This window comes from Listeria sp. ILCC792 (assembly GCF_900186135.1).
GTDB lineage: Bacteria > Bacillota > Bacilli > Lactobacillales > Listeriaceae > Listeria > Listeria goaensis.
Map to the genome: position 1 here is coordinate 203,852 of NZ_FYBO01000003.1, position 19,515 is coordinate 223,366.

Annotated in this window: 20 protein-coding genes and 1 CRISPR repeat array; of the genes, 4 read left to right on the plus strand and 16 right to left on the minus strand. The window is 39.5% G+C overall.

Annotated elements, in window-relative coordinates; genetic code table 11:
- Positions 1–81: 81 nt before the first annotated feature.
- From CFS60_RS05740 to CFS60_RS05775, 8 genes are all read right to left on the minus strand, one after another.
- Positions 82–1,200: a sensor histidine kinase gene (locus CFS60_RS05740; protein WP_088809496.1), complete on the minus strand. Its 1,119-nt coding sequence runs from the start codon at positions 1,198–1,200 to the stop codon at positions 82–84.
- Positions 1,197–1,844 (minus strand): response regulator transcription factor, encoded by a 648-nt coding sequence (locus CFS60_RS05745; RefSeq protein ID WP_088816251.1) that lies wholly within the window; start codon positions 1,842–1,844, stop codon positions 1,197–1,199. Before CFS60_RS05745 ends, CFS60_RS05740 begins: the two co-directional genes overlap by 4 nt.
- 12 nt (positions 1,845–1,856) lie before the next feature.
- Positions 1,857–3,029 carry an N-acetyldiaminopimelate deacetylase gene (locus tag CFS60_RS05750; protein ID WP_179946603.1) on the minus strand — a complete coding sequence of 391 codons (1,173 nt, stop codon included), beginning with the start codon at positions 3,027–3,029 and terminating at the stop codon, positions 1,857–1,859.
- Between the two features lie 5 nt (positions 3,030–3,034).
- Positions 3,035–3,745 carry a 2,3,4,5-tetrahydropyridine-2,6-dicarboxylate N-acetyltransferase gene (gene dapD, locus CFS60_RS05755; protein WP_088809493.1) on the minus strand — a complete coding sequence of 237 codons (711 nt, stop codon included), beginning with the start codon at positions 3,743–3,745 and terminating at the stop codon, positions 3,035–3,037.
- 38 nt (positions 3,746–3,783) lie between these two features.
- The gene (locus CFS60_RS05760) at positions 3,784–4,665 is read right to left on the minus strand and encodes a LysR family transcriptional regulator (RefSeq protein ID WP_088809492.1); all 882 of its coding nucleotides are present in this window, start codon (positions 4,663–4,665) and stop codon (positions 3,784–3,786) included.
- The gene (cbpB, locus tag CFS60_RS05765; protein WP_088809491.1) at positions 4,662–5,114 is read right to left on the minus strand and encodes a cyclic-di-AMP-binding protein CbpB; all 453 of its coding nucleotides are present in this window, start codon (positions 5,112–5,114) and stop codon (positions 4,662–4,664) included. The genes CFS60_RS05760 and cbpB overlap by 4 nt, the downstream gene beginning before the upstream one ends.
- A gap of 153 nt (positions 5,115–5,267) precedes the next feature.
- On the minus strand, positions 5,268–5,498 hold the full coding sequence (locus CFS60_RS05770) for a YkuJ family protein (RefSeq protein ID WP_088809490.1): 231 nt from the start codon (positions 5,496–5,498) through the stop codon (positions 5,268–5,270).
- Between the two features lie 227 nt (positions 5,499–5,725).
- Positions 5,726–5,947, minus strand: a complete 222-nt coding sequence (locus CFS60_RS05775; protein WP_088809489.1) for a hypothetical protein — start codon at positions 5,945–5,947, stop codon at positions 5,726–5,728.
- 210 nt (positions 5,948–6,157) lie between these two features.
- Between CFS60_RS05775 and CFS60_RS05780 the strand changes: the two genes are divergently transcribed.
- The 3 genes from CFS60_RS05780 (at position 6,158) to CFS60_RS14045 (ending at position 9,337) form a co-directional block, all read left to right on the plus strand.
- On the plus strand, positions 6,158–6,568 hold the full coding sequence (locus CFS60_RS05780) for a YkyB family protein (RefSeq protein ID WP_088809488.1): 411 nt from the start codon (positions 6,158–6,160) through the stop codon (positions 6,566–6,568).
- Positions 6,569–6,612: 44 nt separating this feature from the next.
- Positions 6,613–7,770: an aminotransferase class I/II-fold pyridoxal phosphate-dependent enzyme gene (locus tag CFS60_RS05785; protein ID WP_088816250.1), complete on the plus strand. Its 1,158-nt coding sequence runs from the start codon at positions 6,613–6,615 to the stop codon at positions 7,768–7,770.
- Positions 7,771–8,128: 358 nt separating this feature from the next.
- The gene (locus CFS60_RS14045; protein ID WP_255387554.1) at positions 8,129–9,337 is read left to right on the plus strand and encodes an immunoglobulin-like domain-containing protein; all 1,209 of its coding nucleotides are present in this window, start codon (positions 8,129–8,131) and stop codon (positions 9,335–9,337) included.
- A gap of 53 nt (positions 9,338–9,390) precedes the next feature.
- On the opposite strand, the gene CFS60_RS05795 is transcribed toward CFS60_RS14045, so the two are convergent.
- Positions 9,391–10,251, minus strand: coding sequence for an NAD(P)-dependent oxidoreductase (locus CFS60_RS05795; protein WP_088838971.1), 861 nt, complete (start codon positions 10,249–10,251; stop codon positions 9,391–9,393).
- 13 nt (positions 10,252–10,264) lie between these two features.
- Entirely contained in the window at positions 10,265–11,296 is a 1,032-nt protein-coding gene (locus tag CFS60_RS05800; RefSeq protein ID WP_088838972.1) for a YdcF family protein, read from the minus strand.
- A gap of 148 nt (positions 11,297–11,444) precedes the next feature.
- Here CFS60_RS05800 and CFS60_RS05805 point away from each other — a divergent pair, with 148 nt between their 5' ends.
- On the plus strand, positions 11,445–12,152 hold the full coding sequence (locus tag CFS60_RS05805; RefSeq protein ID WP_088809484.1) for a DNA alkylation repair protein: 708 nt from the start codon (positions 11,445–11,447) through the stop codon (positions 12,150–12,152).
- A gap of 563 nt (positions 12,153–12,715) precedes the next feature.
- Positions 12,716–13,141: direct repeats of the CRISPR family, unit length 30 nt; unit sequence ATTTACATTTCATAATACATAGATTAAAAC.
- A 189-nt stretch (positions 13,142–13,330) separates the two neighbouring features.
- Here CFS60_RS05805 and cas2 read toward each other — a convergent pair.
- From cas2 to cas8a1, 6 genes are read right to left on the minus strand one after another with little or no spacing between them, the layout of a single operon-like run.
- Positions 13,331–13,609, minus strand: coding sequence for a CRISPR-associated endonuclease Cas2 (cas2, locus tag CFS60_RS05810; RefSeq protein WP_088838973.1), 279 nt, complete (start codon positions 13,607–13,609; stop codon positions 13,331–13,333).
- A gap of 4 nt (positions 13,610–13,613) precedes the next feature.
- Complete coding sequence (locus tag CFS60_RS05815) at positions 13,614–14,009, minus strand: CRISPR-associated endonuclease Cas1 (protein WP_088816247.1); 396 nt, start codon at positions 14,007–14,009, stop codon at positions 13,614–13,616.
- Positions 14,010–14,032: 23 nt separating this feature from the next.
- Positions 14,033–16,189 (minus strand): CRISPR-associated helicase/endonuclease Cas3, encoded by a 2,157-nt coding sequence (locus CFS60_RS05820; protein WP_088838974.1) that lies wholly within the window; start codon positions 16,187–16,189, stop codon positions 14,033–14,035.
- 54 nt (positions 16,190–16,243) lie between these two features.
- Entirely contained in the window at positions 16,244–16,999 is a 756-nt protein-coding gene (gene cas5 / locus CFS60_RS05825) for a CRISPR-associated protein Cas5 (RefSeq protein WP_220387233.1), read from the minus strand.
- On the minus strand, positions 16,977–17,837 hold the full coding sequence (gene cas7i, locus CFS60_RS05830; protein ID WP_088838976.1) for a type I-B CRISPR-associated protein Cas7/Cst2/DevR: 861 nt from the start codon (positions 17,835–17,837) through the stop codon (positions 16,977–16,979). The genes cas5 and cas7i overlap by 23 nt, the downstream gene beginning before the upstream one ends.
- On the minus strand, positions 17,834–19,504 hold the full coding sequence (cas8a1, locus tag CFS60_RS05835; protein ID WP_088838977.1) for a type I-B CRISPR-associated protein Cas8b1/Cst1: 1,671 nt from the start codon (positions 19,502–19,504) through the stop codon (positions 17,834–17,836). Before cas8a1 ends, cas7i begins: the two co-directional genes overlap by 4 nt.
- Positions 19,505–19,515 lie beyond the last annotated feature (11 nt).

Sequence of the window (19,515 nt, forward strand, 5' to 3'; positions counted from 1 at the left end):
TGTACCTCCTCGTTTTCTCTATTATAAAAAAGAAGCGAGGACTTTGCCTAGTGCAATTCCTCACTTCTTCGCATGAGATTTTCACGAAATTGGGATTAAAGTAATGATAGAGAAGCCGTCCTCACCTTGAAAAATCACGTTACCGCCTAGTTTCGCCGTTCTTTCTTCCATACCTAGTAAACCTAAATGTTTAGAAATAACTTCTGCGCCGACCCCGTTATCACGTATTTCAAAACGAGCAACTTTATTCAATACAACAAGATTCGCTTCAATGCGCGTCGCGTCGCTGTACTTTAACGAATTTGTTAATGCCTCCGTCAAGTTTTGTAAAAATACATACCACATCGGTTGGGTAATTTTAGCCAATGAACCTTTCGCATAAAAAAGCGTTTGACATTTATACTTACTTTCAAATTGGGACAGCTCATTTTTAAGCCGCGTAACCCCTAAACTTTCCTGCGCAGGCTTTGTTTCCTTCAAAGTCTTCCGAATTTCCTCGATGCCCGCTTGGCTAATTTGAATCGCATTGTTCAAAAGGAGCGCCGCCTGGTCAACATCTTTGTAAAGAATCGCCTTGCAAGCCTCAAGCTGAATGAGTCCGCCAGAAAGCGAATGCCCCAGCTCATCATGAATACGGTGCGAAAGCGCGTTTCGCTCCTCTAATTTGGCAAGGCTCGTCTCTTTCATCATTCGCGTTTCAAGTTGATCCATTTTCCCCCGCACATTTTCCAGTTGAATCCTAAGCGCTTCATTCGTCTCCTCTTTCCGTAGCAACATGTAGGACTGCTTATTTAAAATCATATAAAAAATGAATGCAAAAGCCGCAATCCATAAATAAAGCGCACTCATCTGGAAATCACGCAAAAAAAAGAGCGGCAACATCGCGATAACCGCGTATAATGCGTAGACCGAAAAACTCCATTTTTCCCCCTGTAAAAAAAGCGAAAAAACAGCAAACGGGAATAAATAGAGCAAATACGGCATGATGAGAAAGCCAAAAACCAAAATACTGCCGCAAAGCAGCACAATGAGAAAAATTCGCGCACGCCGCAGAGTAAAACTTAGTAAAGTCAGCGATAAATACAATAATATCGCCAGCAAATAACAAGCGTTTAAAAAAGCCGACAACTCTTGTATAAACACAAATAACAGCAAGAAAAGCGAAAAAACCACATCAATTTGGATTTTATAGGCATTCATTCCGCATCCCCATTTCCGCTACCCGTGAAATACAAAATCGCAATCTGCGTCCGGTGTGAAAGCCCCAGTTTCCCAAGCAAAGCCGAAATATTGTTCGCAACCGTCCCCTCTGAAATAAAAAGGAGTTTCGCAATTTCCCGATTCGACAGCCCTTTCGCTACCGCTTTCACAATATCCTTCTCACGTTCAGACAGCCCCATCGCATCAAGATCCGCATACGCCGTCTGCTTCGCCTGATTCACCGCGCGCAACTTATCCCAAATTTCCGCCTGAATAATACTCTGCTCCTGCATCACACTACAGATGGCATTCACAATTTTTTTCGGATCATTATTTTTAAGCAAATAGCCCTTCGCCCCGTTTTGAATCGCCTCCAAAATAAACGCGTCATCATCAAAAGTCGTTAAAATAATCACCTTCGTGTCCGTCTCCTGCGCAATTTTTTTCGTCGCAAGAACACCGTCCATAACGGGCATCCGAATATCAACAAGCGCCACATCAACCGCATGCTCCAAGCAAAATCGGTACGCCTCTTCCCCGTTCTGAACCGTGCCCACAACCTCCAAATTTTCCTCCGTATTCAAAATAATCTCTAAACCGCCCGTAATAAACGAATTATCGTCCGCTAAAAGGACACGAATCATATGCAAAACCCCTTATTTTTCAGATAAAAACTTCGTTAAAACAGAAATCGCAAACGGAATCGCATCTTCTTGTGGATTTAATTTAGCGTGGTGCAAACCGTACGGTGAGTCCACCCCGAGCCAAAACATACAACCCGGAATTTCCTCCAAGAAATACCCGAAGTCTTCGCCCGTCATTGCAGCCGGCGCCTCAATAAACGCCCCTTCAAACTCGCGATTTAAAAAGGCAATAAACTGTTCCGTTTCCTCCGCATGATTGTAAACTTGGCAGTAATCCGATCCCGGCGTGAACGTAATTTCGCACTGAAAAGCTTCTTCCATACCGCGTGCAAGTTGTCTTAAACGCGTCCAAATCACGTCCATCGTTTCCTTCTTCGCCGTCCGAATCGTCCCGTCTAGGTGCGCCACCTCAGCAATAATGTTTTGCGCATCGCCACCTGAAATTTTTCCAACCGTTATAACAGCCGCGTCCATCGGGTCGATATTCCGACTGACAATCGTCTGCATTTGCGTCACAAAATGACTCGCACAAACGACCATATCATTCGCAAGATGCGGGTACGCCGCATGCCCAGCGCGCCCTTTAAACGAAATAAAAAGTTCCGATGTGTTCGCAAAAAGAAGACCAACTTTTGTCGCAATTTGCCCCGCTTTATACTCTGGCGCAATATGTAAGGCGTAAATTTCGTCAGGCCAAAATGCTTTAAATTCTTCGCTTTCTAAAATGGGCAAAGCCCCGCCAGGACCTTCCTCCGCAGGTTGAAAAATAAAAACAAGATTTTGTTCAGGCTGACTCGTCGCAAAGTGCGTCAAACACCCTAGCGCAATGCTCATATGAACATCGTGGCCGCATGCATGCATCGCTCCAGCGTGCGTAGACGCAAACGGCAGACCCGTTTTTTCAGCTAGCGGCAACGCATCCATGTCCGTCCGGTACCCAATTGTTTTCGCACCAACTCGCCCCGTGACGCGAACAAAAATCCCCGTGCGCCAAGTTTGTACCTCAAGGAACTCTTGATTCAGTCCCGCAATATAATCGAGCAAGTATTTCTGCGTTTTATGCTCCTCAAAACCAATTTCCGGAATCTGGTGTAAATCCCGTCTAATCTCAATAAAACGATTCACGAAAAACCCTCCTTTTCTAAAAGAAAGAGACGTGCCAAATGAACACGCCCCTCTTTTCATTTGATTTAAAGTTGTCGCAAGCCTTGCATAATTTCGGTTTTCGATGCCGTTTTCGCATCAAGTTCTTTTAAGACACGTGCTGGAATGCCGGCTACAACTGTTCCCGGTGCAACGTCCTTCGTCACAATCGCGCCAGCCGCAACGACTGCGCCTTTACCAATTCGTACGCCTTCAAGGACAACGACATTTGCCCCGATGACAACATCGTCCTCCACGATAACTGGTGTCGCAGAAGGTGGTTCAACAACACCCGCAAGTACTGATCCCGCCCCGATGTGACAGTTTTTGCCCACTGTTGCGCGTCCGCCAAGCACGACGTTCATATCAATCATCGTACCGTCTCCAATGACAGAGCCAATATTAATGCTAGCCCCCATCATGATAACCGCATTATCTCCAATTGTCACTTGGTCGCGAATGACTGCGCCTGGTTCAATACGCGCATTAATATTTTTTAAATCAAGCATTGGAATAGCTGAATTGCGGCGATCGTTTTCCACTACATAATCCGCAATATGCGCCTCGTTTTTAGCAAGAAGAGGCTCAATGTCAGCCCATTCACCAAAAATTGTTCCCGCATTACCCGTAATAAACGTTTTAACTTCATCGGGGAAAGCAATTTTGTCTAAATCACCTTTCAAATAAACTTTGACCGGTGTTGATTTTTTACTGTTTTGAATAAAAGAAATAATTTGATGTGCATCCATTTGTTCCATATTTAAACGCCCCTTTTTTATTTTTTAGTTTGCCATAGCTAGCGGCTTGTTTCAAGAAATTGATTTGTCACTTCTAGGAAAGCAGCAACTTGCGGTAATTCAAGCGACTGTTCATACGTCAGCAAATTGGTATCCCGCCCGAGTTCTGTCCCGTCCTTTTCAGTTAGCGGAATACGATTTACGACCGCATCGATTTCTTGACTCATTGTCACCTCAGGTAAAATCGCAAAACCAATTCCGTTTATCGCCATTTGCCTCGATGTTTCAATTTGATCCATCAACATGACTTGTTTCGGCAACTTCGAAAAGTTTCGCTGCCAGTAATCCTGAATCACTTGATAATAGTTAGAATCGCTCCGGAATTGAATAAATGGCCGATTCGTTTCAAAAACATCTTCAATTCGTTCAATCTCCTGATCCACTAAAATAAGCCGGTCCGTAAATAAATGCCGCTTCACACTTTTCCACGGCGTACTGCCACGCACAATCCCTAAATGTACTGAACCAGAAGCAAGCAATTCATGGACATCGCTACTCCAACCCGTTTGCAGTGAAATCGTCACATCGGGATATTTCTCTGTGAACATTTTTAATACCCGCGGCAGCCACATCTGCGCCACAACACTTGCACAAGCAATTCGAAGCGTACCGCGCACGACACCTTCCATCGCCTCTAGCCGCTCCTGAATTTCATGCTCTCTAGCAATGACACTCGCCGCATGTTTGACAATCGCTTCCCCTTCTGGCGTTAAAAGCAAGCCTTTTTGTGTGCGAATAAAAATCTTCGTATTCCATCTGCTTTCAATCGTCTGTAAACGTTGCGATAAAGCCGGTTGACTCAAAAAAAGTTTTTCCGCACTACGACGCATATTCAGTTCATCAGCTAGACAAACAAGCAATTCATATTCTGTGACAATCATTTTTCGTCCTCCAACGGTGCATGAATAAAGCGATTCACCTGTTTTAAAATAATTCTTCGCGTAATAATCCCTTGAAACTCATTTTCCTCATTGACCACACATAAAAATGGATTATCTACAAGCAAGCTTACGACACGTTCCGGATTAATTGCCCCTTTAATAACAGGAAATTCCGTTTGCATCGCATCTTCAACTTTTAACGTTTCAAGCTTTTCATATTCAATTCGCTCAAGGCCTAAAATCGAATCTGTAATACGTGCAGCACTAATCAGTCCGTGCAGTTTAAATTCGAAATCAAGCACTGGAATAGCTGAATAGCCACATTTCGTAAGCACTAAAAGCGCATGTTCCAAATTATTCCCTACCTGTACATGGGCAACCTTCTCAGCAGAAATCATACTTTCTTCGAGCTTATCTTTGAAAAAATAACCTAATCTATTTGAAATCACGTGGAACCCTCTTCTCAATTAAATTCACGTTTTATCTCTCTAAAGTAAGTGTCTCATCACTCTTATTCTAGCATAGAAAAACAAGAATTTCCTCTATTGTTGCGCAAAAAAAATAACTAGAACAGATTCCCCGTTCTAGCTACACCTTACAAATTAATTTTCTTGTAACGCTTCAAAAATCTCAATTGCTGTCATATCAATATCATCAAATTGATATTTACTGTTTAATTCATAAATTTCGACTTCAAACGAATTAGACGCTCGAAAGTATTTCACTTCACAGATTACCTTACCGTCTTTTTCAAAACGACGTGCTTGCGTTTCAGAAGCTTCATCCTCCTGCATCGCGTTTAAACGTTGAATAATTCCTAATAACTGAGACATCGCTTATTCTCCTCTCAAAAATCCACCTATACGAAACAAACTCGCAAGACCACTAAATTAATACTATCAAATTTTAGCGCATATAGCACCTATTAAGCAAGTCATCTGTAAAAATTCAGAAAAAGCAATTTTCTTTGAATAAAATTTGCCACAACGAGCTTTTTAGTTTTTGTGCGCGCTACAGCGTTTTAATCAAAATAAAAACCTAGTGCGAAAAGCAACCAGGTTTATAAATCGTTGTTTTGATTTTCCGTAATATCCAGCTTCGTTTTAACAGCGCGCATGATTGTCTTGTGGCGATTAAAGCCCTTCACACAAATCGTTTCGCCATTTAAAGTCGCGTAAACTTCCCCCCACGAACCAGTCGGGTTAAAACCGTAAGCATGTATTTTCAAAAGGCCATCTTTTGTTGGAAAAAAGAACGCCTCGTATTTACCAGCTTTTGTCATGTGCGCTTCCCCTCTCAAACCACTTCCAATTGAAAATGATTATCATTATTAAAACTATTTTACGGTAAAAAAGCAAAATATGCAATAACAAAATGTAAATATTATCAGATTTTTTCAACTTTTGATTTGTGTTATCAAATTGTTTCGTTATAATTAAATTATTATACTCAATTGAAATTTTCTGATTACATGCAAAAAGGGGGTTTTCATTTGAACCAGACGAAACAAATTGCCGAAGCCATTTTTATCGTTAACCGTCATAGTAAAGTCGCCACCAACCCGGCTTACTTGTACAAGCTAAAACAAGCCGCCATCACCAAATTGCTCTCAGATGGCCATGCCGAAAAAGTCGGCTTGCAATATTCAAAAAATCCAAAAAACTGCCGCCAACACTCGCTCGTGCTGGTCAAATGTGGCGATTTCCTTTTCCATATCCCGCCCACAAAAAACGATTTAAAAGAGCTGCATCACCTCGGCGAGCAGGTTCGTTTACAATATAAGACCAAAACATCGTTGTCATTAAAGCGCGCCAAATATTGCCTCGAAGCCTATACAAATATAAAGCCAGACACAGCAACTCAACCTACTATTTTTGAAAACAGTAGCCCCTATTTCCGCTAAAATATGATATGATGAAGCAGAAAAAGAAAGAAAGGGTGAAGCTTATGCCTAAAAATATACGCCCCGAACTGGCTGCCATTCAAATTAGCGGAATTCGCCGTTTTAACAATGAAATTGCGAATATTGAAGGCATTATGAAATTAACACTTGGCGAACCAGATTTCGATACTCCAGAACATGTCAAACAAGCCGCAATAAACGCTATTCAAGATAACTTTACAAACTACACAAACAATGCCGGCATGCCTGAACTTGTTTCCGCCGCCGCTGATTATTTTAACAAAAAATACGCGCTAGGTTTCACAAAAGAAGAAATCATCGTCACAATTGGCGCAACCGAAGCCATTGCTGTGGCACTCGAAACGATTTTAGAACCAGGCGATGAAGTCATTTTGCCTGATCCCATCTACCCTGGCTATGAACCGCTCATCAAATTGATGGACGCCGTTCCGGTCAAAGTCGACACGACGGAGTCAGCGTTCAAATTAACCCCGTCGCAATTAAAACGAGTCCTTTCTGACAAAACAAAAGCACTTATCTTGCCCTACCCGTCGAATCCAACTGGCGTAACGCTAACGGAAAGCGAGCTGAGAGAGCTTGCAAACGTCCTAGAAGGCACGGGAATTTACGTCGTCGCCGATGAAATTTACAGCGAGCTAACTTACGAGAAACCGCATACGTCCATGCGCCCGATGCTACCAGAGCAAACGATTGTCATCAACGGACTATCGAAATCGCACGCGATGATTGGCTTTCGCATCGGCTTCCTCATGGCACCCAAACCACTGCTTACAGAAATGCTGAAAATCCACCAGTACACCGTAACTTGCGCTTCTTCGATTAGTCAAAAAGCTGCGCTTCAAGCGGTGACAAAAGGTGAAAACGATGCTTTGCTGATGCGCTCAGAATACAAAGTCCGCGCCAAGTTCGTGCAGGATCGCCTTGTGAAAATGGGCTTTCAGGTCATCCCCCCAGACGGCGCATTTTATTTTTTCGTCAAGCTACCCGATTTCGTCACTGAAAACGCGTATGATTTTGCTTTGAAACTAGCTAAAGAAGCCAAAGTAGCAGTCGTGCCCGGCAATGCCTTTTCCGAAAAAGGCGACCGCTACTTCCGTTTATCTTATGCCGCTTCACTTAATAAACTCGCGCTTGCAACGGAAAATATGGCTAAATTTATGGAAAAAAATTATTCTATTTAAAATCGAGATTGTTACATAAAAACAAGCATAAATTCAGTAAAAACCATGTCTCCAGATGATATTATTACTGAATTTATGCTTATATTTTGTTACCTAATAAAACGATTATTTAAAGGCGATGACAATCTTATTAATAAAAACGCAAACTAATAAAAATTTTGCATCAATAAGCAATATTTATTGAATTGTATTTTAAAAGTGGTTATAATTTGCTTGTATTCTTAATATTTGGAAAGAATACACATTTTTTGAGGGGGGGAAGGCATATTACTTAGGTAAAATAGTCACAAAAATATACTATATAGACCCTTTCTTTAGTTATCCCCTTGGAAACAAGGAATCAAAAGGAGGAAGAAAGATGAAGAAAAAAGTACAATTTGTGACCGCATTAGCTACAGCAGGAGTGTTCGTTTTAGCACCCGTATCTACTAATTTTGAGAACGCTGTCCCAACAATTCAGACAGGGGACCAAAAAGCTAGTGCTGCAAATATTGATTTACTTAAAGATGCCCATTTACAACCAACTTATCAAAACGGGAAACTACAATTAACACTTACAGGACAACAGCTGGCGAATATTGGCTTAATTTCCGAGTACTACACATACTTTACTTTGCCTACCGAACTTACGTCATTACTAGATTCACCTGAAGTTCGCGCAAATACTACACTTTCATACTCTATACCAATTCTTTCTATAGGACCAGTCGGATTGCCACCTCATCAAGGAACGGTCACTGGCGATCAATTAATCATTGATAAAGAACATCAGTCTATTGGGGCAAAAATCAATCATGGTCTAGCCTCAGTTGGAATTGCGGCAACAAATAACTTCACGCTAACTATCGATTTAGCAAGTTTAGGTATTTCTCAATTGCCTTCATCTCCAGATAGTCAATTGGAATTTGCTGCACTAAGTAGCGACACCCTTTTAAACTTGAACCTACTTGGAAATCCAAATGCGGCACAAGCCTCATTAGAAACTACACTTCCTGATCAAGTAAAACCGACTATTAGTGCCACAGATAAAACGATATCCGTCGGAGATAATTTTGATCCAAAAGCAGGTGTAACAGCTTCCGATGACCGAGATGGAGATATTACCAATAAAATCGAAGTCGTTTCAAACAATGTTGATACAACTAAAGCAGGTACGTATGACGTCACATATAGCGTAACAGATTCTTCAGGTAACACTGAAACCAAAACGATTATCGTTACCGTGCAGGACGATTGGGAAAATTTCCAAATTGGGAAAATAACATCAGTCAATCCTATTAATACAGCATCTACTAGCATTTCTGGTTATACCACTTATGATGACACTTCTCAAATTCCTAGTGGGACAAAAATTTATGCTAATGCCGTCTTCGATACTCAAAATGGCTATACAAACACAATTATTACTGAAATTGAATATAAAAATGGTTACTTCAAGATTCCCGTACCAGACAATGTTAAATGGCAAGAAGGAGACACTGTTCCCGTTTATCTTACAGCGGTGAATGCTAACCGCACTAAGAAAAGCGAACCATTTCTTGCTCCTGTTTTAGCAGAGCCATTTTAAAAACGTATACTAAATAAAAAGACATCCCGTAAATAGGTTTTACGGGATGTTTTTTAATTATAATATTTAATTAGCGCCTGCGTTCCCGCTTCGCTAAGACCACGTTCAGCGAGAGTTTGATACATTTGTTCAGCTAAAATTAAACCAGGTAAGTCAATCCCCATTTTTTTTGCTTCATCAATTGCGATTCGCATATCTTTAATAAAATGTTTAATGAAAAAGCCCGGTGAGAAATCGTCTTTTAGGACGCGTGGGATTAAATTGCTGAGCGACCAACTGCCTGCCGCCCCACCGGCGATGGATTTCAAGACGCGTTCAGGATCAAGTCCTGCCTTATCTGCATAAAAAATCGCCTCTGTGACGCCTATCATATTCGAGGCAATCGCAATTTGATTCACCATTTTCGTATGCTGGCCAGAACCAGCACCGCCTTGTAAAATGATGCTTTCGCCAAGCGCCTCAAAAATCGGTTTGGCGCGCTGGAACGCCGACTCGTCCCCGCCGACCATAATACTAAGCGTACCGTTTTTCGCGCCAATATCCCCACCTGAAACAGGGGCATCTAAAACTGCAATGCCTGCCTCTATACCTTCCGCAGCAATTTGTGCAGCTAGTTCTGGTGAGGAGGTCGTCATATCAATCGCGAGTGTGTCAGGTTGCATCGTTTCTAAAAAGCCGCCCTCGGATAGGTACAATTCTTCGACGTCGCTCGGATAGCCAACCATAGTAATTAAAACGTCCACCGTAGCCGCTAATTCAGCTGGGTTGTCATGCCAAGTCACCCCTTCATTTAGAAGCTCCTCTGCTTTGGATTTTGTTCGCGTATAAATATGTAAGTCAAAACCCGCTTTCAGCAAATTTCGAACCATGCTTTTTCCCATCACACCAATACCAATAAAACCAATTTTTTTCATCAAAACTCCTCCTCTATAAAAATGAAATAAGAAATAGCACTAGGAACATAAGCAAAATCAAGCCGGCAATCATTAAATTTAATTTTTTATGCATCATCACAACCGCAATAAATTCGCGCATTAAAGCGCTTGGCATGTAATAGAAGGCCGTCTTTGAACCAATTCCTTGGCTCTTTAAACCCGCTTTCTTCGCATAAAGACCTGCTCGAAACAAGTGAAAATTGTTCGTCGTGAAAATGCTGTTATACTTCGGCAAAATCGCGTCCATTTTCGCCTTCGAAAAGCGCATATTTTGCAGCGTATTCACTGATTTGTCCTCCATCATGATGTAGTCCTCGGGAATCCCTTTTTCAAGCAAATAAAGCCGCATCGCGTTCGCCTCAGACGTCAGTTCGTCCTCACCTTGCCCACCAGATACGATCATCGTCGCTTGTTTCCCCTTTTTTTCAAGCTGTTTTTTGTAAAAAGAAATCGCTTTGTCTAGCCTGCTCGCAAGTAATGGTGGGACCTTATCACCGATTAAGCCGCTTCCGAGCACAATGATAAAATCTTGGTTGTAGCGTGGGAAATTGTATTGATAGACGAAACAAGAAATTAAAAACGTCACGAAGAAAAACGTGAAATACGTTAAAATCGTAATAATCGCTGCGTAAAGGACCGCAAGTTGCGGAATCGAAATTACTGACCCTTGTGCAATGCCCCAAATAAACAAAGCTAACAACCCTAGACCAGCGAACATCGGCAACAAGTTAGCAAGCCGCTTCCCTTCTTTTTTCATCATCGTACGCCCATTCATTATAAGCCCGAAAATAAGACCGAAGAAAAAGAACGGAATAAGCAAAAAGAGAATAATCGCAACCCCCGTCACTATAACCCGAACGAGATCAACTCGGTCTGAAACCGTCAAAACGACATAAAGAATTGACAACAACAAGAAAAACAAACCAATTGTCAAAAATATCCCGTTACTAATTCTACGCCTATCCCACACGTAAAGCACAGCAAAAACCATTAAAAAAACGGCTGCAAAGAAAGCAAAAAACATCGTTTCATCCCCTTTTTATTGTTCCCATTCATTATAACTTTTCATGCTTTATTTCGCTACACTCAGCTTCTTTTTTGTGAAGCCCAGCTAGCTTTTCCAAAAAACCTTCGTTATACTGAGGATAAACGCTATAAAAAGGAGGAACAACATGAATCTTGAGTCGGTTATGAACGAGCTTGCGGCGCTAGGGAGTGAGCAGACGAAGAAGACTTTGCTACGTCATGATGTGAACGAGCCGTTGTTCGGTGTGAAAATTGGAGATATGAAAAAACAACTTGTGAAAAAAGTAAAAGCTGCGAATTTGGCACACGCCCTTTTCGAAACCGGAAATTATGATGCGCAGTATTTAGCGGGCTTAACGTGTGACCCAAAGCAACTTACAAAAGAAGATTTGCTTCACTGGGCAGAAATTGCCAATTCGAAAAGCATTCGTGAAGCAATTGTCGCAAGCCTTGCAGCAGAAACTCCGTACGCTACTGCCCTCGCCAATTATTGGCTTCACGAGGCACCAAAAGAACTTGAAAGCACTGGCTGGAGCTGCTACGCAAATTACCTTTCCATCGCGAAAGACGAAGAAATCAATAAAACCGAAGTGCTTCATTTGTTAGAAAAAGTCGAAAAAACAATCCACGACGCAAGAAACAACGTCAAATACACCATGAACAATTTTGTTATCTGCACCGGAACCTATTACCCACCCCTTCTTTCGCAAGCGGAATCTGTTGCCAAGAACATCGGCACAGTCTATGTGGATATGGGCAACACCGCGTGTAAAGTCCCCGTGGCATCTACGTACATTCAAAAAGTCATCGAAATGGACCGCATTGGCAAAAAACGCAAACGCGCCATTTGCTGAGCATAAAAAAAAGAGTGCTTTTAGGCACTCAAGTAAGGTTAATTCCAACTAAAAACAAAAAGACCCTAGCCAAGATAAGATGGCTAGGTCAAAAGGTTGAACAGCTCGTTTTGTAATTAAAGGAATACTTATGATGAGGCATACAGTGTTTTCCTCATCACAAGTAATATCTTACCAGACTTCACCGCCATTTTCTGTAGACATTTTTTGAACAATCGCGCAAAAATAATCCCCTTTTTTGTTCATTTTGAAGAAAGCTAGTGCGGATTATTACAAAAACAGCGGGTTTTACCCATTTTATCCCCGCAAACAAATTGCATATGCAATCACTATACAAACACATATAAAAGCAAAAATCATTTCCGCAGATGCACTGCGCTTCTAATGATTTTTGCTTTTTTAGAATGTGTAGTTTTGTAGTTAAAAAAACTAGTTTCCCAATGCTAAATTGCAGCCATATTTCATAATATGTAGACTAGAATACCACAAAAATGCAGAAACTGTAGTTTTTATGCACGGATTAAAACTTTATGTATGGAACACCCTAAAAATACGCCTCCTGTATTTCCATCTCACAATGCATAGATTAAAACACTGCCGAATTGGGCCAGATACGTTCTGATGTGGATTTACATTTCATAATACATAGATTAAAACCTGTCTGGAGTTCAATTTGAAATCAAAGATACAGCATTTACATTTCATAATACATAGATTAAAACGTGTCTTTCTCGGCGTATCCCCAACCGTCAACTTTTGTATTTACATTTCATAATACATAGATTAAAACATGTTCGCGCGCGTCGTTCGCTTGGTCTAAATCCCTCATTTACATTTCATAATACATAGATTAAAACACAACAGGGACAAGCTTATGCCGACAAACAAATCAATTTACATTTCATAATACATAGATTAAAACTGAAACATGGCAAGTTATAAAATATTAAAAAGATTTAATTTACATTTCATAATACATAGATTAAAACAGGTACCCTCGCGAGCCCTACTCCCATCTTACCTCAAAAAGGCTTTTCTGTCGACCTCTGATTTTCGGGAGTCATTTTTCAAGTTTTCCTTAGTTTCACAAACAAAAAAACTTGTTATCCATTCTGCCAGAACGGATAACAAGTTTTTGTCGACCCCCAGGTGTTTTTACGCTATCTAGCATCGACAGATTAGAAAAAATTAGATGTCTTACTATCTTCAAGACCTAAAAACTCTTTTTCTAGCCACTTTTGATTGCGACTATTAAAAATAATGGCAGAGTCCATCTCTTTTCGAATATGTTGATTAAGTTCAAGCTTTAGTTGCATGAGAAGTGCTGGTGTAACCTCCCCTTCAAAAACGGACTTTTGAATGTGTGTTAAATATTTTTTACAAGTTTTAAAAATCTTACGCGCAACTTTCGCACTGCCCTCGCCATTTGGAATATCATAGATTAAGATAATATACATAAAATCACCACCACATCTTAAAACCTTGATAAGGCTCATCTTCCATTAAAGTTTTAACAATTTTATAACATTCCAGACGAATTAAGCGACGGTAGGAAACATTTCGCTTTAAATCTCGATGACGAAGTGTTTCTTTTAGCCTTTCATCATACGCTTGTAGCACTTTCTTTTGACCACTCGGTTTCATATAATAGAAATTGGCTTTTTCCTCAAAGTCGCCCTCCGTAATCGTATTTTTATTCAACAAAGAAAAAATTAATCGATCACCTATTATATGTTCCAGAGTAAAACCGTAGTAATTAAAAATATGTACGGGAATCTTTTTCTCTGCTAAATAATTTAAACACTTCGTATTCGTCGTAACCTCACCAAACAAATAAATATCCCGTGTCAGCTCAATCTTCTAATTCGCATTATGCCACCTTAGAAAAACTGAGTTTCTTTCTCCCTTTCTTTTCGTGTCACGCCAATTTCTTTATCATACAAGCACTCCATAATATTAAGCCGTTTATATTCTGACAGTTTAAAGGTATCGCTCTCCGATTTATCATACCAATACGCCGGAACATCCACTTGCAAATCCTTTATTTCTTCCCATAATTTCTGCCTTTCAAGTTTGCCAAAAGCATTTTGATATTTTTCCATAAGCATATTATTTTCCTCAAAAATCTTTCTCGGAATAACCGACACCGATTGAATATTGCGGAATAACTCTCTTGCCTTTTGCTTATCTAGTTCATACGCGCACATATCCTTCAAGTATTTAATATTATTTTCAAGCTCTTCATTATACATCGTCCCAGCTAACTTCTCATACGAATAAACCTCATCAATCAGCCGCATCTTCTCGCACTCCAACAATTTCCCATCAAGCCCAGAAATCGCTTCTTTAGAAAACTTAAAAATGTCCTTATCAACAACATAACCAACACCACTACACCATTTCTCACCACCATCATACACAAAAATATTGTTTTCAGCCGGATTTTCGCGTTTTCTATAACAACGTCCCATTCTTTGAAACAAACCATTTATGTCAGAAAGCTCCGTAAACAACAAATCGAAGTCAATATCTAACGAGGCTTCCACGACTTGTGTCGCGACCCAAACACCCGTAAAATCCGCTTCTAGCTCTCCGTCACTAAAAATAGCTTCCTCTTTTTGACGGCGATCTCCGCGAATAAATTGGCTATGGAACAAATGGGTATTAATGCCAGCATTTCGTATGGCAGTAAATATTTCTTTCGCTTTTTGCACCGTATTGCAAATGACTAAAACTCGTTTTCCAAAAGAGTGCTCTAAAATATCTTGAATATCTATTTCGCGGTGCAACACACGTATTGAATGGCGAAATACGTCAGTAATAAACGGTTTTTCTGGCATAGTAAACTCAAGATTCTCCTGTTTCATGTAATGCGTAACAATTCCAGGCAAAGTCGCTGTTAAAATCGCAAATTTGCCGCCAAAATCTTGAATATACTTAAGCCCAATGACAACATAAGCAAGCAAATCAGGTGAATACATCTGAACTTCATCTAAAATCACTTTACTATAAGATAAAGTTGCAAGTTTATGCTCAAAACCCGGATAGCGATAAACAATATCAAATATCTGATCTAATGTGCAAATAGTAAGCGGTAGCGACAATTGTTTCGTCCGCGTCATATATTCATCAATATCATGTTCTTCTTCATCTAACAAATAGCGCGAAAAAATATCCGAATGCAATAAACCAACTTTTTCAGTCGTATTCTCGGTCGAAATTTCCGTTTTCACCCGTTCATAAATACTATTTATCGCCGTTTTTAGCGGTAAAGTGAAAAAGCCTTTTGCATCGCCTATCCATAAAAGCCCTGCTTCCGTCTTACCCATTCCAGTCTGCGCCACCACAACGACATTCTCATTTTGATGCGCATACATAAATTTTTGCAGCGGATTCCACTCTAAAATCTCTTTTTCATCTTTCCAAGCCGCCAAATCCCGCTCCAAAAACTTATTTTCCCATTCAACCGGCACGCCAGCACTAGCCGCATAATCAATCCGATTCAGCAAACCTTTTAAGAGGACGTATTTTTTAAAGTTATCATAATCATTTTCAAAGGTTAGTTCCCCCACAGCGAAAAATTCTGTTTCAAGTTCATCTGCGGGTTCAATTGGTTGCTCCCATTTCGTATAATCAAAATTTGCCGCAGCTTCTTTCAGCATTTTAAACCCTGCTTCAATATCTTTTGTTTTCCCGTGAAATTTTCGTTCATGATGATAAGCAATCGCTTGAAAGACAACTTTAATATCATTTTTGCTATACCCAAGCTCTTCCAGACGCTCTAAGTCAATAAAAGCTAAACTTAAATAACCGTGAGGAATCTCATTTTCTAATTTCTTTTTACCTGAAAATAATTTAGCTTGAAATAAGTCATTCATCTTACCAAAATCATGTAATAAACAAACATATCGCAACAAATACCAATCAATTTTGATTTCTGGATAAATAGCTTTTAAAATATCATAATTGCGCAGTAATTCGTCTGTATGTTCTTGAATCGTCTCTTTTGGATTTGATTTCGCATAAAACGTTTTCATATCTCCCTCCAAATTTGAAAAACGGAGAATCTCACAATCCCCCGTTTCTCTTTTTTATACAAAAAACACTAAATCTCCGTCCGAATCCACCCAGAAATCACGTTTTCGCATGCCACGAAATTCTGACATATAAAACACATCTTTTTTATTCCATCTACGGAAAATTTTAGGTTTTTTGGCAGTTCCAAAATTTTCTAACACATAGTTCTTTGGTAAACGATAACGCGTTCCGACCTGTTCTAAACCGTATAATTCTGTCCGCTTCACATCAGTTTCACTCTCAACTGGCACATAAGCCCCGTAATTTTCCGGCAAACCAGCTTGTTTGGAAAGTGTTTTCACATCAACATCAACTTCCTTCGCTTCTATAATCGTCGCAATATCCTCACGACGCCCAAGCGACGGATACTCTTTCGGCCGGCTAAACGCATCTAAAATCACTTCAAAATCTTCTTCTTTTTCGGGTAAAATATGAAGTAAAAGTTCGACGTCAACTAATAGCTCCGCTGTCGCAATCCCCCGACCAACGCCTAGCCCATTAACATCAATTTGATGCCGCCCTTTCTCAAAACTCATACCAGATTTAAATTCATAACGCGTATATAAATCGTTCACTTTTGAAAAATATTTTCCTTGCACACTAATATCCATCTCATGATACGACTCAAAACCAGCCAGCGCATGAACCATGCCAATCACTGTTGAAAAAGGCGGAAGCGGATAGGTTTCCTTCAACTGGAAACTAGTCGGCTTTTTGTAATTCACAAAATCCTGCCAAAGCTTCACCCTAATTGCTTTCATAATACGCACTTACTTTCGATTTTAAAGCATCAAAAAAGACGGGAACAGCTGTCGCATGCCAAGTTTCACGAATCTCCGTTTCATTATCAAAAATCCCTTTCAAAACACCTGAAAGCGTATCTTGGCGCATCGTCTCAGGCAAGACATCATCGGAAACCGCAACCTTATTTTCCTTCACAAAGACTTCATTTTGGAAAATTGGATTTTTAATATCGTACACGCCACCAATAATAAATAACGGTTTTAAATCCTCTCGGCGACCACGAATATCACGATATAAAAATTGAATCGTATCAAGCAACTTGTTCACCCGGCGCGCCTTTTCCGCATTATCAATTTGAATATCCCCATCAATCCCAATTTGATCCAAATCCATTGTGATTGTGTAGCGATAAAAAGAACGATGAATTTCCGACTGCGCAATATTCATATGCTCCCCAATTTTATCCGCTTGACCTTTATTTGTTAAAAAGTCTAAATCGCCTTTATATGTTTCCATTGATATTGCATTCGAAAGACGGACCTTCGCATTACGCTTTTGGCCACTCGTCCCTTTTTCCGTTTTCATATAACCAAAAAAATCAATTTCTGGATATTTATTAATTTGTGCATTTGCGTCAAATTGAATCACTTTTTTATCGCCACTACCTTCTGCTTGAACTGGTGCAGTCTCCTCACCAAGCTGTTCAATCATATTGTAACGAAGCGCTTGACGCGAAATGTATGTATATAAATCACCATTATCACGTGAAATTTTCTTCAGTGCCGATACATTCCCAATTGATTCTCCGTAATTCGCACTTTCTGCTTGAAAAATAATCGTTGCTGTTAATCCTTTAGTTTTCATTTTGCTTCCTCCTTATTGTTCACATTCGTCTCACCGATTAATCCTGTCAAATAGGCATAACCAATCGTTCTAAAATTATCATCATTATCAAAAATCCGTAAGAAAATCTTTGGTACTTGTTTATCTACAGCAGAATAATTTTTAAGTAAAATATCCATAAACAAGCCACGATTCACTGTTTTAACCGCGTTAAGCATCTGATGCGCAATACCTTGTATTTTTTGATCTCTTTTGCGAGATTTTAAATCTTCCTTGAAATAATAGGCATTAGCGCGTACTTTCTCCAAATCTTCAAGCGTAATTGTTTGCGACATATTCCCCGCTCCTCCCGTAAAATAACTATTCATTTTAAGCACAATCATAATATGATGACTATAATAAAATAATTGACCATAATTCGCGATTTTATAATAAACAAGCTTATGAATTAGCAAAAATAGGTTTTGATTATCGAGCAAGTTTTTAATGACTTCCTGAAAGAGATACAACCTATCGTTACCATCTTTGAAATTCATTCCAATTAAACTTTTCAGTTCGTCCTCAAAACGATTCATCAATTCAAGGACTGGTTTAGATAACAAATTAAAGCGATAGTTTTCATTTTCATAACGAACAACTTGAATATCAGCCAACTCATAGCGATGTTTCTCAGCGCTTTTTTTCTGTGCCAACGAAACAAGTGCACGATAAACCGATTTATTGCGGTCATTTAATAATGTGTTTAAGTCATTTTTCATGGCTTGATTCACATGAACCATCTCTTTAATATTCGCATTGCTGTTAATAAAAATTCCCTCGCGTTGAATAAACGTAAAACCAGCAGGCATACACGCATAAACAAGTCTACAAACTGGACACATCGCCAAATCATTATCTTGATTCCAAATATGCGATGCTTTCCTCGCAACATCAAACCCTGTATTTGTTAAAAAAGAGTAGTCTAGCTTTAAATCTTTTATTTTCGCGTCACAATTGGCACAGTGATACTTATATTTCGTTTTATCCGCCTCTAAATAAGCCTTTGCTGGTTCTACAAAATGATTTTCAAAGTCAATGTAGAAATCTTTCTCTTTCGTATTGCGATTCAAAAAAGAAACGCCCTCCCAATTATTTTTAATTAACGTATAAACGACATTCTTCCCTGCCAAATATTTCCGACCTTTTTCTGATGAGGCGTAATCAATGAGCTTTGTCAGAACCTCGAAGTTTTCTTTTACTTGTGGCAGAATATCTGCCTTAACCTCACTAAAAACGTCTTTCTTTTTCAAATTAATCGGTTTTAAAGTTTTTATTTCTATTTCTGGATCAAAGTCTGTGTCAATTAGTGAAAAAGCAGCTTTATAGCTAGCGCTTGAAAAGTAGTATTTTACTACATTTTTGATATAAAGATTTAAATTTTCTAAATCTTTTTCTGAAAAATTATCAAATTGATTTTCTTCAAACTCAGTTATTTTTTCTTTATATGACACAATCCTATGCCAAGGTAAAACTTTTTCATATGTATCAATCAAATAATCAAAATACTTTTTGGAGAAGTCTTCTAACAATTCCCGATTGACTGACACTCGCTGATTATCAATGTAAGTTACATTTCCCTCACCTACAATGTTAATAAATCCAGAAAGAGCTGAATTAAAAGCCCAATCTGATGTTTCAAATTCCAACATATGTTTTCACC